The following is a 16,651-nucleotide window of genomic DNA, read 5'->3' as shown; positions in this document are numbered from 1 at the left end:
GGCGTAATGACAGGACCCTGGTCCCATAGACTGGTCTGATGACAGGACCCCTGGTCCCATTTCGCGAGATCGTGTTGAAGGTCCACAGCAGATGTGATCTTGCGTGCGACCACTGCTACATCTACGAACACGCCGATCAGAGTTGGCGTACCCGGCCCAAGGCAATCTCTGACGAGGCGATCTCATGGACGGCTCTGCGACTCGCGGAGCATGCCAAGGCCCACGCCCTGCCCTCCGTGTCAGTGATCCTGCACGGAGGGGAGCCTCTGCTGGCGGGGCCGGAGCGGCTGCGCCGCGTCTGCGAGGCGCTGACCGGGGCCCTCGACGGGGTGGCCGAACTCGACTTGCGGATCCACACCAACGGGCTCCAGCTCAGCCCCCGCTATCTCGATCTCTTCGCGGAGTTCGGCGTCCGCGTGGGTATCTCCCTGGACGGCGACAAGGCGGCCAACGACCGGCACCGCCGCTTCGCGGACGGCCGCAGCAGCCATCCGCAGGTCCTGCGGGCCGTGGGCCTGCTGCGGCAGGAGCGCTACCGTCCGCTCGATCTCGGCCTGCTGTGCACCATCGACGTGGCCAACGACCCGGTCGCGGTGTACGACGCGCTGGCCGCGCTGGACCCGCCGCGGATCGACTTCCTGCTGCCGCACGCCACCTGGGACGATCCGCCGCCGCGCCCCGACGGCTCGGCCACCGCGTACGCCGACTGGCTGCTCACCGTCTTCGACCGCTGGGACGCCGGCGGCCGGCCGATGCCCGTACGGCTCTTCGAGTCGGTGCTCTCCACACTGAGCGGCGGTCCCAGCCTCACCGAGTCGCTGGGACTCGCGCCCACCGATCTGGTGGTCGTGGAGACCGACGGCGCGCTGGAGCAGGTCGACTCTCTCAAGAGCGCCTACGACGGCGCGGCGGCCACCGGGTTTGACGTCTTCTCGCACTCCTTCGACGAGGTCGCCGCGCATCCCGGAGTGCGCACCAGACAGCTCGGGCTCGCGGGTGTGAGCGAGACCTGCCAGCGGTGCCCGGTCGTACGCTCCTGCGGCGGCGGTCTCTACACGCACCGCTACCGCTCGGGACCGGCCACGGCCGCCGCAAGGGCCCCGGGCGGTTTCGACAACACCTCGGTCTACTGCGCCGATCTGGAGGCACTGATCCGCGGGATCGAGTCCCGTACGGCAGCCGGCCTCGTCCCGCCCGCCGTCGCCGACACCGGTGAACTGCTCGTCGCCCAGCACGACCTGACCCGCTCGCTGCTGGCCGAGCTGCACGCCGAGCTGGCCGGGCGCGGCGGTGACGCCTGGCAGGAGGCCTGGGAGCTGGCGGGCACGGTCGAGCGGGCCGCGCACAACACAGCGGACGCCGAACCCACCGCGAGCCCCGGACACACCGCGAGCACCGAACCCACCACGGGCACCGAACCCACCACGGGCACCGAGAACACCGCGAGCCCCGGACACACCGACGGGCTGGACGAGGTGCTCGCCCATCCCTACACCCGCACCTGGCTGATCGATTCCGTGGCCGCCCTGCGCGCGGAGCGGCCCGACGCCCTCGCCACCGCGCTCCGGTTCCCCGCGTACGTGGCCGCCGCGGTCATCCGCGGCGGCCTGGATCTGCCCGTCCGGACCGGTTACCGGGACGGCGGACTCCATCTGCCCACCCTGGGCACCGTGCGGCTGGGCGGTCCCGGCGAGCACGGAGAGGCCGAGGTGCGCGTGGCGGGGAAGGGCTTCGTGGTGCGTGCCGCTACGGCGGAGCCGCTCCTCGTACGTCCCGACGAGGCCACCCCGTACTGGCGCCCGGTGCGCCGGCTCGCCCGGGACGGGGCGCCCGGGTTCGCGCTCGACGATCTCGACCCCTACCGCGACTGCTTCGGCGTCCCTGTCCATCCCGGGCTCGGCCATGACGAGGCGGCCGACTGGAGCGACCGGCTGGCGGCGGCCTGGCGGCTGCTCGGGGAGCGGGTGCCGGAACAGACCGCCGAGGCCGCGGCGACACTGTCCACACTGACACCTCTGGTCACCACCGGACCCCCGGCCGCCCACCGGCGCCACGGCTACGCCCACGGCCATGGCTACGGAGCGCTGGGGGTTCCCCTGCACGGCGGCGCCGAGGAGCTGGCGCCCGCGCTGCTGCGCGCTGTGCGCGCCGCCAGGCTGCGGGCGCTGACCGAGGTCACCGATCTCTACGCGCTGGACGGCGAGTGGCACAGACCGGCGCCCTGGCAGGAGGAGCCGGTCCCGCTGTCGGCGCTGCTGTCGGGCGCGTACGAACGGGTGGGGCTCGCCGCGTACGACCCCCGCCACCGCGACCAGGCCCGCCGGGCACTGGACACGCTGGAGGGCGCGGCCGAACTGACCGTCGGCGGGAAGAGCCTGCTGACCACACTCCGGGAAGAGGCCGACCGTGGCTGAGACGACATCGACCGCCGCGCCGACCGACGCCCCTGCCGGGGAACTGGCCCGGGAACTGGCCGCGCTGGGCGTCACCGACGGTACGACCCTGCTCGTCCACGCGTCCCTGCGCGGCACCGGACTGGACGCCGACACCCTCCGTACGGCCCTGCTGACGGCGCTGGGCCCCGACGGCACCCTGGTCGTGCCCGCCTTCACCGAGGAGAACTCCGACACCTCGTCGGCCCACTTCGCCCAGATCCAGGGGCTGACCCGGCGGCAGGCGGCGGCCTTCCGGGCCCGGATGCCCGCCTTCGATCCGCTGACCACGCCCTGCACCGCGATGGGCCGGCTGGCCGAGTCCGTACGCACCGCTCCCGGGGCCGTGCGGAGCACGCATCCGCAGACCTCCTTCGCCGCGATCGGGGGGCGCGCGGCGGAACTCATGGCCGGGCATCCGCTCCACAGCCATCTCGGCGAGGACTCACCGCTCGGCGCGCTGGTGGCGGCGGACGCGCGGGTGCTGATGGTGAATGTGGGTTTCGCCGCCTGTACGGCATTCCATCTGGCCGAATACCGTGTCGGCGCTTCTGTGCGCTCCTATCACTGTGTGGTGAAAGGGCCGGACAACGGCGCGCGGTGGGTGGAATATGAGGACGTCAGCCTCGACGACAGTGATTTCGAGGCGATCGGGGCGTCATTCCCATGGGATCTGGAACAGAAGGGACAGCTCGGCGGAACAACCGCGAGATCGTTCTCGATCAGGGACGCCGTCGACCACGCGGAGTCGTGGATGACTGAAAAGCGGCGTTGATTGACCGAACGGCACGGGGAGGGAGGGGCTCGTTTCCGGAATGATTGGTTCGCTCGTCTCCATGATTTTCAGGGATTTCATGGGGGTGAGTGCTCACACAGGACGGGGGTCGTGTGCAAGCGTTACCGCAGCAGCGAGCGGCTGACCATCGGCCGTACTTCTTTCTCAGTTATGCGCACACGCCGAGGGACGGTGCGGGGGGACCGGACCCGGATATGTGGGTGGAGCGGCTCTTCCGGGATCTGAGCGCCCATGTGATGGCCATGACGGACCTGCCGGCCGGAGCGCAGGCCGGTTTCATCGACCGGGAGATGCGCTCGGGGGAGGGCTGGTCGGAGCGGCTGGCCGAAGTCCTGGCGACCTGCCGGGTGTTCGTGCCGCTCTTCTCGCCGCGCTACTTCGCCAGTGAGATGTGCGGCAAGGAGTGGTTCGCCTTCGCCCAGCGTGTCATCTACGAACAGGCAAAGAGCAATCGCACGGCGGAGGCGATCGTGCCGGCCCTCTGGGTGCCGGTGCCACCGCGTCAACTGCCCGGCCCGGCCGAGCGGTTGCAGTTCAACCACCGGGACTTCGGGGACCGCTATGTCACCGACGGGCTCTACGGTCTGATCAAACTCCGTATATTCGCCGAGGAGTACGAACGGGCCGTCTACGAACTTGCCAAACGCATTGTCAGTGTCGCCGACACCGCCGCCGTCGGCCCGGGGCGTCCCGTCGACTACCGCAACGCTCCGAGCGCTTTCGGCACGAGCGGCGGGCCGCGCCCGATGCAGGTCACCGTGGCCGCGCCCACCCGCCACGATCTCCCGGAGGGCCGGGCCTCGCACTACTACGGCGGAATGGCCCAGGACTGGAATCCCTACCACCCGGACTCCGTAAGGCCGTTGGCATATGTGACCCGGGATCTGGTGCGGTCCCTCAATTACCAGGCCGACATCCTTTCCTTCGACGAGGTGCCCGTACCGCGCGAGGGCAAGCAGTCGCCCACCCGGCCGGAGATCCTGCTGGTCGACCGGTGGGCCCTGCGCGACGAGGAACAGCGCGAGCGGCTCGCCGCGTTCGACGCCGAACACCGGCCCTGGGTGAGCGTCGTCGTGCCGTGGAACCGCGAGGATCAGCAGAACAAGGCCGAGGAGGCCGAACTGGCCGAGCAGCTGGAGCGGACCATGCCGAGAAAGATGGGCCAGGGCCGGGCCGCCTGCCGGGCCGCCGCCAAAGGCGTACCCAGCATGGAGGCGTTCGGCCAGATCCTGCCGCAGGTGGTCGAGGCGGCGGCCCAGCAGTACCTGAGACACGCGGCGGTCTATCCGCCCGCGGGCGGCAGCCATGTCGAACGGCCGCGGCTGCGCGGTCCGATGGCCGCCGAGTACGCGACGACGCACTACATCCCCGAGACGCACGACCTGGCGCCCGATGCGGAGGACACGGATGACAGAACGTCGTGACGGACGCATCGTCACCTTCTACTCGTACAAGGGAGGCACGGGCCGCACCATGGCCCTGGCCAATACGGCCTGGATCCTCGCCGCCAACGGACAGCGGGTCCTGGCCGTCGACTGGGACCTGGAGGCACCCGGTCTGCACCGGTTCTTCCATCCCTTCCTCGATCCCTCCACCCTGGGCGCCACCACCGGCGTCATCGATCTGATCACCGAGTACGCCTGGGCGGCCACCAGCCCGGTGGAGCGCCCCGACGACTGGCACCGCGACTACGCGCGTATCCAGCCGCACGCCGTCTCCCTGACCCCGGAGCATCTCGGCTGGGAGTTCCCGGCGGGCGGCACACTCGACTTCGTCTCCGCGGGCAAGCAGAACCGTGAGTACTCCGCGACCGTCTCCACCTTCGACTGGGACAACTTCTACGACCGGCTGGGCGGCGGCCACTTCTTCGACGCCCTGCGCGACGACATGAAGGCCCACTACGACTATGTCCTCATCGACAGCAGGACCGGTCTGAGCGACATCGCCGACATCTGCACGGTCCATCTGCCCGATGTGCTGGTCGACTGCTTCACGCTCAGCGACCAGTCGATCGACGGCGCCGCCGCGGTGGCCCGCCAGATCGACGAGCGCTACGGCGGTCGCGGTATCCGGATCTTCCCCGTGCCGATGCGGATCGACGAGGGCGAGAAGGAGAAGGCGGACGCGGGACGCGCGCTGGCCCGGCTGAAGTTCGACCGGTTCCCCGGCGGGCTCACCGGGGAGGAACTCACCGCCTACTGGGGCGCGGTGGAGATTCCGTACCGTCCCTACTACGCGTACGAGGAGACCCTCGCGACCTTCGGCGACGAGGCCGGTCTCAGCAACTCCCTGCTCTCCGCGTTCGAGCGGCTGACCACCTATGTCACCGACGGTGCCATCACCTCGATGCCCACGGTCGGCGAGGAGACCAGGCTGCGGGTCAGGGACGCCTTCACCCGGCGCAGGCCCGCGCTGCCCGCCGATCTCTTCCTCAGCTATGTGGCGGAGAACCGGATGTGGGCCGACTGGATCGAGTCGGTGCTCACCCGGGCCGGTTTCCGGGTCGTCCCACGCGATGTCTCGGCGGGCCCGGACGCCCTCGGGAGCCCGGCCGCCGAGAACGCCAGCCGCACGGTCGTCCTGCTCTCCAGCGCCTATCTCAAGTCCTCGCGCGCCGTGGAGGTCTGGGCGCGCGCGGCGTCCGAGGACCCGGGCGGCGCCCGGCGCAGGCTCGTACCGCTGCGGGTCGGCGACGTCCGGCTCACCACCCCGTACATCGACCGCAACCCGGTGGACCTCTTCCGGCTCGACGAGGCGCACGCCACCACGGCGCTGCTGCGCGCGCTGGAGCGGCCCGTACAGCTCGCCGACGCGGTCTCGCCCGGCCCGCGCTTCCCGGGCACCGTGCCCAAGATCTGGAACGCGCCGGCCCGCAACTCCGGCTTCACCGGGCGCTCCCTCGTCCTGGAGCGGATGCGCGATCAGCTCGGCGGCGGGATGGCCGTGGTACTGCCGCAGCCGCAGACCCTGTACGGGCTCGGCGGGGTCGGCAAGACCCAGGTGGCGCTGGAGTACGTGCACCGCTTCATGGCCGACTACGACCTGGTCTGGTGGATCTCGTCCGAGCAGACCGCCGATGTGGTGGCCGGCCTGGCCGAGCTGGCCGTACGGCTCGGGGCGCAGGGCGGCGACGACATGGCCGCCGCCTCGCAGGAGGCCGTCGATCTGCTGCGGCGCGGTGTGCCCTCCTCGCGCTGGCTGCTGGTCTTCGACAACGCCGACGATCCCGAGCAGCTCAAGCGGTTCTTCCCGCCGGGCGGACCCGGCCATGTCCTGGTCACCTCACGTAACCAGAGCTGGTCGCAGTACGGCGACGCGCTGCCCGTCGATGTCTTTCTGCGGGAGGAGTCCATCGAGCACCTCCAGCGGCGCGCGCCCGGACTCTCCGCCGTGGACGCCGACAAGGTGGCCACCGCGGTCGGTGATCTGCCGCTCGCCGTCGAGCAGGCCGCGGCCTGGATCGCGGAGACCGCGACGCCCGTCACCGAGTATCTGGACCAGCTCGGGCGGCAGGCGCCCAGCGTGCTGGCGCTCAACCAGCCCGTCGGCTATCCGGAACCGGTCGCCGCGACCTGGAACATCTCCATCGAGCGGCTCAAGGACCGCTCGCCCGCCGCGGTACGGCTGCTCCAGCTCTGCGCGTTCTTCGCACCGGAGCCGATCTCCGCGAATCTCCTCTACAGCAAGGAGATGATCGAGGCGCTCAAGCCGTACGACGTCTCGCTCCAGGAGACGCTGGTGCTCGGCCGGGTCATCCGGGAGATCGGCCGGTTCGCGCTGGCCAAGGTGGACCAGGTCGGCAACAGCATCCAGGTGCACCGGCTGGTCCAGGCCATCATCAGGGCGCAGCTCACCGAGGAGGAGCAGCAGGACGCCCGGCACGCCGTGCACCGGATCCTCGCGGGCGCCCGGCCCGACGGTGACGAGCCGATCGACAATCCCGCCACCTGGGAGCGGTTCGCCACCATCTGGCCGCATCTGGCCACCTCCGAGGCGAGCCTGTGCCAGCGGCCGGAGACACGGCGGCTGATGATCGACCGGGTGCGCTATCTGTGGAAGCGCGGCGATCTGCTGGCCGCCTTCGAACTCGCCGACGAACTGCGCACGAGCTGGCGGGAGATGCTCGGCAACGACGATCCGCAGTATCTGTATCTGCGCTTCCACCTCTCCAACATCTTCCGCTCCCAGGGCCGTTACGTGGAGGCGCGCGAGCTGGACGAGGAGACTCTCGAACGGCAGCGCAGGGTGCTCGGGCCGACCCATCCGCACACGTACATGACCACCAGCGGACTGGCCATGGACCTCGGCACCCTCGGTGAGTACGCCAAGGCGCTGGAGCTGGCGCAGGAGGCGCACGAGGGATTCAGCGGGATCTTCCACGAGTCCCATCCGAGGACGCTCGCCGCCGCCAACAACCGGGCGCTGAACCTGCGGATGGTGGGCCGCTACTCGCAGGCGCGCGAGATGGACCAGGACGTCTTCGACCGGCGGACCGAGGTGCTCGGCCCCGAGCATCCGTACACCCTCTCCTCCGCCACCAGTCTGGCGCGCGATCTGCGGGAGATCGGCCGGTACGAGGACTCGGTCGCGCTGCTCACCCGGACGTACGCCCTCTACAAGGAGCAGCTCGGGCGGGCCTTTCCCGGCACTCTGGCCGCGGCCAAGAGCCTCGCCGTGTCGTTGCGCAGGGCCGGGCGGCTGGAGGACGCGCGCCGGCTGACCACGGCCACCCGTAACCGCTACCGCGCCAAGTACGGCGGCGAGCCCAACCCGGACTCGCTGGCCTGCGATCTCAATCTGGCCGCCGACCACTTCGCCGCCGGGGAGCCGGTGGCGGCCCGGGATCTGGCGCAGGAGATCGTCGACCAGTACCTCCGGGTGCCGGGCGAGCGGCATCCGTACACCCTCGCCGCGATCAACAACCTCGGTGTCTACCAGTGGGGATGCGGCGCTCCGGAACTGGCGGAGCAGCTTCTCCAGGGCGCGCTGCGGACCATGCGGGAGGTGCTGGGCGACGACCATCCGCACACGCTGTTCTGCACGGTCAGTCTCGCCAACGCCAAGGCGGACCTGGGCGAGCTGGAAGAGGCGCTGGTCACCGAGCGCAAGGCCGTGGCGGGACTGCGGGTGGCGCTGGGCTCGCACCATCCCGAGACGCTCGCCGTCGCCTCCAACATGTGTGTGACGCTGGGGGCGCTGGGCCGCAAGGACGAGGCGGCGCTGCTGCGGACGGAGACGGTCGAGGAGCTGACGCGGCTGCTGGGCGACGACCACGCGCTGACCCGGTTCGCGCGGGACGACCGCAGGGTGTACCGCGATCTGGAGCCGCTGGCGGTGTGAGCGCGGCGGGCGGTGCGGGCGGGCCCGGCGGTGGTGCGGGTGCGGCTGCGGCGGACGGTGCGGGTGCGGCGGGTGGTGCGGCCAGGACGAGGCCGCACCACCCGGCGGCGGGCCTGCCTCCCGCCCGTCGCGGGCTCAGTCCTCCAGCAGCCAGGTGAGGATCCGGGGAAGGGCGTCGAGGGCGGCGAAGTGCGCGGCGGCCGGCTCCAGTACGACGGTCGCGCTCGGGATCCGCTCGGCGAGCCAGCGGGCGTGGCCGACCGGCGAGAAGACGTCCTGCTCGCCGTGCCACAGCAGCACCGGGCCCTGGATGCCGGTGGGGTCGAAACCCCACGGACTGCACAGGGCGATGGCGTCGTCGATCCAGCCGTACGCCGAACCCCGCAGCCCCTCCTGGTAGTTGCGCAGCAGCATCGTCCTGACCCCGGCATCGGCGACCACCATGCGGTCGGAGTCCGTCAGCTCTCTGCGCAGATCGTCCAGCAGCCGCATCGGGTCCTTCCTGATCGCGTCCGCCCGTGGGATGAACCGCGCGGCCATGCCGTCCGGGTCCTTGGACGCGGCGGTGTACTCCAGGACGTTGGAGGCGGCCATGCCCTCGAACCAGTCGAGCCCGTCGGCGTCCCACGGGGCGAGCGTGACCAGCGCCGCCGTACGGGTCACCCGGTCGGGCATCAGCGCGGCGCAGGCCAGGGCGTGCGGAGCGCCGCCCGAGCGGCCCGCGACGGCGAACCGTTCGAGCCCGAGGGCGTCGGCGATCGCCGCCACGTCCTGGACCACATCGGCCACACTGCGGCCCTCCAGCCGGTCGGAACCGCCGTATCCCGGGCGGTCGTAGGCGATGAGCTGCATCCCCCGCTGATACAGCACCATGCCGCGCGGGGCGGGACCCAGCCTGCTGCCCGGTGTGCCGTGCAGCAGGAAGACCGGTCTGCCGCGCGGATCTCCCAGACGTTCCACCATCAGATGCCGCCCGTCCGCCACGCGCAGCCGACGTCGCAACTCCCGCCCCCTTTGTCATATGCGCCTCGGCCATGACCTCGGCACAGCGCTGTGCCCTCCGTACAAGAGCTGTACAAGAGCCCGGTTCATGTTGATTGTCCCGGGCCGCAGCCGATTGCATAAGGCCGATCCGCGCTCCGGTGGGGATGGATTCAGGACAGGACTAGTCCTCACCCGCTGATGACACGGCAGTTGCACCGAGTGTTCGCAAACGGAACGGACACTCCCTGACCTCGGTCGCCGGGCAGGCCGTCCGCCCGGCCGGCCCGTGGTGCGCCCGTCCTGAAGTCGGCCTTGTGCACGGCCGTTCGATCTCGGAATAGTGGGCGGCTCCTACTCCGTGTCAGGTCACCCCACATGCCCCGGCGCGGTTCCCCCACAGGAGGCCGACATTGAACCACCGGCGCATATCGAGGAAAAGGGCGACGGCGGCGGGCGGTGCCGTGATCGCACTGGTCGTCGCGGGAATCACCTTCCAGACTGCGAACGCCAGTGAGGAAACACCCCCGTTCGAGGTCAAGTCACTCACGGCCAAGGCGGCCGGAAATCTCGCTTCCGTCCTCGGCGAGGATCTGGGCGCCGCCGCAGCCGGTTCGTACTACGACGCCGAGTCCGGGGCCCTGGTGATGAATGTCGTCGACGAGCGGGCGGCCGAGACCGTACGCCGGGCCGGCGGCAGGGCCAGAGTGGTCCGGAACTCCCTGGCCGAGCTGAGGAGCGCCCGGCAGGCACTCGCGGACCGGGCGGCCGTGCCCGGCACGTCCTGGTCGGTCGACCCGGTGACCAACAAGGTGGTCGTCACGGCCGACCGTACGGTCGGGGGCGAGGCGTGGGACCGGCTCAGCGGTGTGGTGGAAGGGCTCGGCGGCAAGGCCGAACTGAAGCGGACGGCGGGGGAGTTCACCCCCTTCGTCGCCGGCGGCGACGCCATCACGGGCGGCGGCGGTCGCTGCTCGCTCGGCTTCAACGTGGTCAAGGACGGCGCGCCGTACTTCCTGACCGCCGGGCACTGCACGGAGGCCATCCAGACCTGGTCCGACGCGCAGGGCACCGTGATCGGGACGAACGAGGGGTCCAGCTTCCCGGACGACGACTACGGCCTGGTCAGGTACACCGCGGAGGTCGCGCATCCGAGCGAGGTCAACCTCTACGACGGCTCCAGCCGGCCGATCACCGGCGCGGCCGACCCGACGGTCGGCCAGCAGGTGACCCGCAGCGGCTCCACCACGCAGGTGCACGACGGACAGGTCACCGGACTCGACGCCACCGTGAACTACGGCAACGGTGACATCGTCAACGGTCTGATCCAGACCTCGGTCTGCGCGGAGCCGGGCGACAGCGGCGGCTCGCTCTTCGCGGGCGACACCGCGCTCGGACTGACCTCGGGCGGCAGCGGCGACTGCTCCTCGGGCGGTGTGACCTTCTTCCAGCCGGTGACGGAGGCACTCGCCGTGTTCGGTGCCCAGATCGGCTGATACCTCGCGAGCCCACCCGAAGGGCCCGGACCACCCCGTGGTGGTCCGGGCCCTTCGGGTTGCGCGTGGATGTACGTGGCACCGCGCGCGGCGTACGGCCCGGGGCGACGGCCCCACGGCCCGGGGTGACGAACGTCATCGCTGCGAACGGACACGACCCCCTCGGGGAGCGGTCGGTCCCAACTTCGGTGCCAGGCCGTAGAGGTGGCGGAGAGTGTCTGTTTCCGGCCGGTCGTTGCGAGTCGAACGGAGGCGGCCGTGTGTGCGACCAGGGCACTGGCCGGGGCGCTGACCGGGGATGATGGGGTTATGGTAATCGAACTGATGTCCGATGGAGATATCGGGTGAATGGCTGAAAATGGGGTGGAGTGATGGAGGTGCGACATGGCGGGCCACGCCCATCTGCACGTCGCGTCCGGTTACTCCGCCCGCTACGGCGCGGCCCATCCCGAGCAGCTCGTACGGCGGGCGGCCGAGCGCGGTATGACGGCGCTCGCGCTCACCGACCGGGACACGGTCACGGGTGCCGTGCGGTTCGTGCGGGCCTGCGCCGAGGCCGGTGTCCGGCCCGTCCTCGGTGTCGATCTGGCGGTGGAGGCCGTCGAGCCGCCGCCTCCGGCGGTGCGCCGCCGCACCCCGGCGCGCGGCGGCGCGCATGTCGTCGAGCCGCCGCTGCGGTTCGTGCTGCTCGCGCGGGACCGGGCCGGATGGGCACGGCTGTGCCGCATCACATCGGCCGCGCACGCCGGCACCGCGGCCGGCGCGGCACCGGTGGTGGTGCCGTGGGAGGCGCTGCGCGAGTACGGCGGCGCCGGACTGACCGTGCTGCTCGGACCGCTCTCGGAGCCGGTACGGGCGCTGGCGGCCGGGCGGGAGGACGCCGCGGTGAGGCTGCTGGCGCCGTGGCGGGAGATCTTCGGCGACGGGGTCCGGCTGGAGACCGTCCTGCACGGGCGCTCCGGCACCGGGCCGGGCTCGCTGCGGCTCGCCGCCCGGACCCTGGCGCTGGCCGACCGTACCCGCACCACCGCCGTGCTCTCCAACGCCGTCCGCTACGCCGACCCCGGCCAGCACCGGCTCGCCGACGTCCTGGACGCCGCGCGGCTGCTGCGACCCGTCGACCGGCGCCGGCTGGACAGCGGGCAGCGCTGGCTCAAGGACGAAGGAGCGATGGCCGGCATCGCGCGAGAGATCGCGGAATGCGCCGGAGCGGACGCCCGGCGGGCGGACCGGCTGCTGGCGGACACCGCCGCCACGGCTGCCGCGTGCACCGTCGATCCCGTGGCCGACCTCGGTCTGGGCACACCGCACTTCCCGGAGGCGGCGGTGCTCGGCGCCGGGCCCGGCGCGGACGGCTCGGCGCGGCTGCTGCGCCGGCGGTGCGAGGCCGGCCTGGTCCGGCGCGGTCTGGACCGCGACGGCGCCGCGCTCGACCGGCTGGACGAAGAGCTCGCGGTGATCTCCCGGCTGCGCTACGACCCGTACTTCCTCGCCGTCGGCCAGGTCGTGAGCGACATCAGGGAGCTGGGCATCCGGGTCGCGGCCCGTGGCTCGGGCGCGGGATCGATGGTCTGCCACGCGCTGGGCATCGCCACGGCCGATCCGCTTGATCACCGCCTGCTGTTCGAACGCTTTCTGAGCGTGCGGCGGGCGCTGCTCCCGGACATCGACATCGACGTGGAGTCCGCCAGGAGACTGGAGTGCTACGACGCGATCTTCGACCGGTTCGGCAAGGAGCGGGTGGCGGTCATCGCGATGCCCGAGACCTACCGGGCCCGCCGGGCCCTGCGGGACACCGGCCTCGCCCTCGGGATCGCGCCGGCGGACATCGACCGGATCGCCAAGAGCTTCCCGCATCTGCGGGCGTCGGACATCACCGGCGCGCTCGCCGAACTTCCCGAGCTGCGGTCACTGGCGGCCGAGGCGGAGCGGTACGGGCCGCTGTGGGAGCTCGCCGAGGGCCTCGACTCGCTCGTCCACGGCATGGCCATGCATCCCTGCGGAGTGATCATCAGCGACGCGACGCTTCTGGACCGGCTGCCGGTGCAGCCCACCCCCCAGGGCGACTACCCGATGGCGATGGCCGCCAAGGAGGAGACCGAGGCCCTGGGCAACATCAAGCTGGACGTCCTGGGCGTACGGATGCAGTCCGCGATGGCCCACGCGGTCACCGAGATCGAGCGGGTGACCGGCGACCGTATCGACCTGGACGACCCACGGCAGGTGCCGCTCGACGACGTCTTCGCCTTCAAGATCATCCAGGAGAGCCAGACCATAGGGCTGTTCCAGCTCGAATCGCCCGGCCAGCAGGATCTTCTGTCGCGGCTGCGGCCCCGTGACCCGCAGGACGTCATCGCCGACATCAGCCTCTTCCGTCCGGGCCCGGTCGCCGGCGGAATGCCCGAGCGGTACATCGCCGCACGTCATGGCGGCAGACCGGACTACGCCCATCCGGACCTCGAACCGGTGCTCGCCGACACCTACGGCGTGACCATCTGGCACGAGCAGGTCATCGAGACACTGCATGTGCTGACCGGGTGCGACCGGGCGATGGCCGAGCTCGCCCGGCGGGCGCTCGGTGACCAGGACCGGCTGCCCAGGATCAAGGACTGGTTCCACCGCCAGGCACGCGCCCGCGGGTACGGCGCGGCGGTCCGGGACGAGGTGTGGAAGACCGTCGAGGCCTTCGGCGCGTACGGCTTCTGCCGGGCGCACGCGGTCGCCTTCGCCGTGCCCGCGCTGCAAAGTGCCTGGCTGAAGGCTCATTACCCGGCTTTTCTGCTGGCCGGGCTGCTGGAGCACGACCCGGGGATGTGGCCCAAGCGGGTCATCGTCGCCGACGCCCGCCGGCGCGGTGTCCCGGTCCTGCCCGTCGACGTCAACCGCTCCACGGCGAAGCACACCGTGGAGCGGACCGGCGGGGAGCAGGCCGGTGGGGAGTGCTGGGGAGTACGGCTCGCCCTGTCCGGGGTGCGCGGCGTCAGCGCGGACGAGTGCGCGCGTATCGAGGCGGGGCAGCCGTACGAGTCCCTGTCGGACTTCTGGCAGCGCGCCCGCCCCAGCCGGCCGGTCGCCGAACAGCTCGCGGAGATCGGGGCCCTGGGCGCGCTGCACGACGGACGGCTCACCCGGCGGGACCTGCTGCTCCAGATCGCCGAACTCCACCGGCAGTCCCGTGCCCGGTCCGCGGGCGAGGGCCAGCTGCCGCTGCGGGCGGACGCGGTCGGCGGCGCCGGGCCGAGCGGTCTGCCGGAGATGACCGGGCGCGACATCCTGGGCGCGGAACTGCACACGCTCGGTATCGATGTGTCACGGCATCTGATGGAGTATCACCACCGGCTGCTGCGGGAGATCGGCGCGACCGACGCGGCGCATCTCGCGGGTCTGCGGGAGGGACAGCGGGTGCTGGTCGCCGGGGTACGGTCGGCCACCCAGACCCCGCCGATCGCCAGCGGCAAGCGCGTCATCTTCGTCACCCTGGAGGACGGCTCCGGCCTGGTCGACCTGGCGTTCTTCGAGGACTCCCACCCCGCCTGCGCGTACACCGTCTTCCACAGCGGGCTGCTGCTGGTCCGCGGCACGGTACAGGTGCGCGGTACCCGGCGTACGGTCGTCGGCGCCATGGCCTGGGACCTGGACCGGATCGCCGCCGCCCGCCGCGACCACGGCCCGGAGGCCGCTCTCGCCCTGCTCGGGGCGGACCGTCCGCGACCGACTCCCGCGCAGCCGGGGGGTGTTTCGGACGACGGGCGCGCTCCGGCCGGTGGACGCACTCTGACCAACGGGACGACGGGCGCCCTGCTGCATCCGTATGCCGATCTGCAACCGCCCGGCAGCCGTTCGGCCGACCTGAGGAAGCTCGGCCACCGCAGCCCGGGGAGCGCGGGATGACGTCCCGTCCGCGGTACATCGCGCACCTGCGCCTGCACGCCGTACGGGACGACGACCGGTACGCGGACGCGCTGGATCTCCTGACCGGCATCACCCCGCACGTCCGGGCGGTGGCGCCCGATGCCGTCCAGCTCGATCTGACCTCGGCGCTCAGATACTTCGGCCGCGGGCCGCGGGAACTGGTCGGGACGGCGAAGCTCAGGCTGATGGGCCTGTACGGCGTCGAGAGCAGCGCCGGGCTCGCGGACAACCGCATGGTGGCCACCATGGCGGCCGACGAGTCCGCGCCGGGACAGACCACATGGGTCCCCGCCGGGGAGGCCGCCGCCTGGCTGCGTCCCCGGCCGGTCGCCGCGCTGCCCGGGACCGGCCGTACGACGGCGGCCGTGCTCGGCCGGTACGGTCTGCACACCATCGGCCAGGTCGCCGACCTCCCCGCGGAGACCCTGCAACGCCTTCTCGGCGCCGGCCGGGCCCGCTTGCTCGCCGAGCGGGCCCGCGGCCACGACCCCCGCCCGGTCGTGCCGCCGGAGCGGGCGGTACGTCCGGGCCCTGTCCGGCCGATCCCCGTGGACCCGGAACGTCCGGCACGGCACCTCGCCATGCTGTCGGGACCGGAGGCGGGGGTGTTGTCGGGGCCGGGGCCGGGGTCGCCCGGGTACATCCGGTCCATCGACAACGCCGATGCCCCGCCTCGCGATGCTTCCCCGTGGCCCGAACGGCACGGGGGGTACCCCCTCCACCGGCCGCCCCGGGCCGATCCACGACGACCGACCGGACAGGGTCTGGTCGCCGATCTCGTGCTCGACCGGGACTGTCTCGATCCGGTGTGGCATCACCGCGCCGTTCTGGGACTCGCCGACCGGATCGGTCAGTGTCTGCGCGGTGAGGGCCAGGTCGCCCGGCGCCTCACCCTGACGGTGCGGTACGCCGACGGCGGCTCCACCACGCGTACGCGTCCGCTGACGGAACCCACCGATCACTCGCCCGCCCTCGTCACGGCCGCCCTGGACCTGCTCGCCGCCCTCGGACTGCAGCGGGCGAGGGTCCGTGCCTTCGTGATCCGCGCCGACGGCCTGCTGCCGGCCCGCGGCGCGTACCGCCAGCTCTCCCTGGATCCCGGCGACGACCGCGCCCGCGCGGCCGAGGCCGCCGCGGACCGGGCCCGCCGCCGCTTCGGGCCGGAGGCCGTACGCCCCGCCGCCCTGGCCGGCGACCGTCACCACGGTCAGGGCGGCGGGGCGTACGGCCTCCGGCGCCCAGGAGTTTTTACCGACGCGTAACTTCCCTTCCCCGCTTTACCCGTGCGTAACTTGGCTCAGCGCCACCATCTTTGTGGTCCGGGCCACAGGGCTGAAGACATCGCCATTTCCCTTGAGCCGCAAGGAGATCGCACGATGCTGCCCTGGAAACGCGCGTTCGGACCACTGACCGCGCTGTTGCTGGCCGTCACCTTCCTGGCCACTCCCGCCGACACGGACACCGCCGACACCGCCGCCGAGGCCTACGGCGACACCAACTCCCCGGAGACGAAGGCCGTCGGCGCCGCCGACGAGCAATCCCCCGCCGAGCGGCCCGCCACGGAGCAGCCGGTCACCGGACAGCAGAACCTCGCCGAGACCGGTGGCTCCGGCGCCACCCCGTATCTCGCGATCGGCGGCACGACGGTCCTCGCCATCGGCGCCGCCCTGCTGTTCGCCACGGCCAGGCGCAGG

9 protein-coding genes are annotated in these 16,651 nt (G+C 71.8%); 8 read left to right on the top strand and 1 reads right to left on the bottom strand.

Annotation, left to right across the window (positions count from 1 at the left end; translation table 11 throughout):
* Positions 1 to 38 precede the first annotated feature (38 nt).
* The 4 genes from fxsBH to fxsT all read left to right on the top strand — a co-directional run bounded on the left by fxsBH (position 39) and on the right by fxsT (position 8,568).
* Complete coding sequence (fxsBH, locus tag BFF77_RS05910) at positions 39 to 2,414, top strand: radical SAM/SPASM protein FxsBH, inactivated beta-hydroxylase extension form (protein WP_211280166.1); 2,376 nt, start codon at positions 39 to 41, stop codon at positions 2,412 to 2,414.
* The gene (locus BFF77_RS05905) at positions 2,407 to 3,207 is read left to right on the top strand and encodes an AAC(3) family N-acetyltransferase (protein WP_245703280.1); all 801 of its coding nucleotides are present in this window, start codon (positions 2,407 to 2,409) and stop codon (positions 3,205 to 3,207) included. The genes fxsBH and BFF77_RS05905 overlap by 8 nt, the downstream gene beginning before the upstream one ends.
* Before the next feature lie 89 nt (positions 3,208 to 3,296).
* Positions 3,297 to 4,652 (top strand): TIR-like protein FxsC, encoded by a 1,356-nt coding sequence (locus tag BFF77_RS05900; protein ID WP_169922616.1) that lies wholly within the window; start codon positions 3,297 to 3,299, stop codon positions 4,650 to 4,652.
* Positions 4,636 to 8,568: an FxSxx-COOH system tetratricopeptide repeat protein gene (gene fxsT / locus BFF77_RS05895; protein ID WP_066944512.1), complete on the top strand. Its 3,933-nt coding sequence runs from the start codon at positions 4,636 to 4,638 to the stop codon at positions 8,566 to 8,568. The genes BFF77_RS05900 and fxsT overlap by 17 nt, the downstream gene beginning before the upstream one ends.
* A 135-nt stretch (positions 8,569 to 8,703) precedes the next feature.
* On the opposite strand, the gene BFF77_RS05890 is transcribed toward fxsT, so the two are convergent.
* A complete protein-coding gene (locus BFF77_RS05890) occupies positions 8,704 to 9,531 on the bottom strand; it encodes an alpha/beta fold hydrolase (RefSeq protein ID WP_425424344.1) in 828 nt (275 codons plus the stop codon).
* Positions 9,532 to 9,962: 431 nt separating this feature from the next.
* Between BFF77_RS05890 and BFF77_RS05885 the strand changes: the two genes are divergently transcribed.
* From BFF77_RS05885 to BFF77_RS37860, 4 genes are all read left to right on the top strand, one after another.
* Complete coding sequence (locus BFF77_RS05885) at positions 9,963 to 11,045, top strand: S1 family peptidase (protein WP_066944508.1); 1,083 nt, start codon at positions 9,963 to 9,965, stop codon at positions 11,043 to 11,045.
* 384 nt (positions 11,046 to 11,429) lie between these two features.
* Entirely contained in the window at positions 11,430 to 14,936 is a 3,507-nt protein-coding gene (locus tag BFF77_RS05880) for a DNA polymerase III subunit alpha (protein ID WP_066944506.1), read from the top strand.
* Entirely contained in the window at positions 14,933 to 16,219 is a 1,287-nt protein-coding gene (locus BFF77_RS36595; protein ID WP_245703279.1) for a DNA polymerase Y family protein, read from the top strand. The genes BFF77_RS05880 and BFF77_RS36595 overlap by 4 nt, the downstream gene beginning before the upstream one ends.
* 114 nt (positions 16,220 to 16,333) lie before the next feature.
* Positions 16,334 to 16,651, top strand: a 318-nt coding sequence (locus BFF77_RS37860; protein ID WP_342671204.1) for an LAETG motif-containing sortase-dependent surface protein, incomplete at its 3' end; no start/stop codon positions are given.

The sequence above is a fragment of the Streptomyces lushanensis genome (assembly GCF_001700515.1).
In the GTDB taxonomy this organism is placed as follows: domain Bacteria; phylum Actinomycetota; class Actinomycetes; order Streptomycetales; family Streptomycetaceae; genus Streptomyces; species Streptomyces lushanensis.
This window is presented reverse-complemented; position numbering and strand designations above follow the sequence as displayed.

Coding starts and splice junctions, on each gene's coding strand:
- fxsT (WP_066944512.1), top strand. CDS start 4,636: ATGACAGAACGTCGTGACGGACGCATCGTCACCTTCTACTCGTACAAG.
- fxsBH (WP_211280166.1), top strand. CDS start 39: ATGACAGGACCCCTGGTCCCATTTCGCGAGATCGTGTTGAAGGTCCAC.
- BFF77_RS36595 (WP_245703279.1), top strand. CDS start 14,933: ATGACGTCCCGTCCGCGGTACATCGCGCACCTGCGCCTGCACGCCGTA.
- BFF77_RS05880 (WP_066944506.1), top strand. CDS start 11,430: ATGGCGGGCCACGCCCATCTGCACGTCGCGTCCGGTTACTCCGCCCGC.
- BFF77_RS05890 (WP_425424344.1), bottom strand. CDS start 9,531: ATGGTGGAACGTCTGGGAGATCCGCGCGGCAGACCGGTCTTCCTGCTG.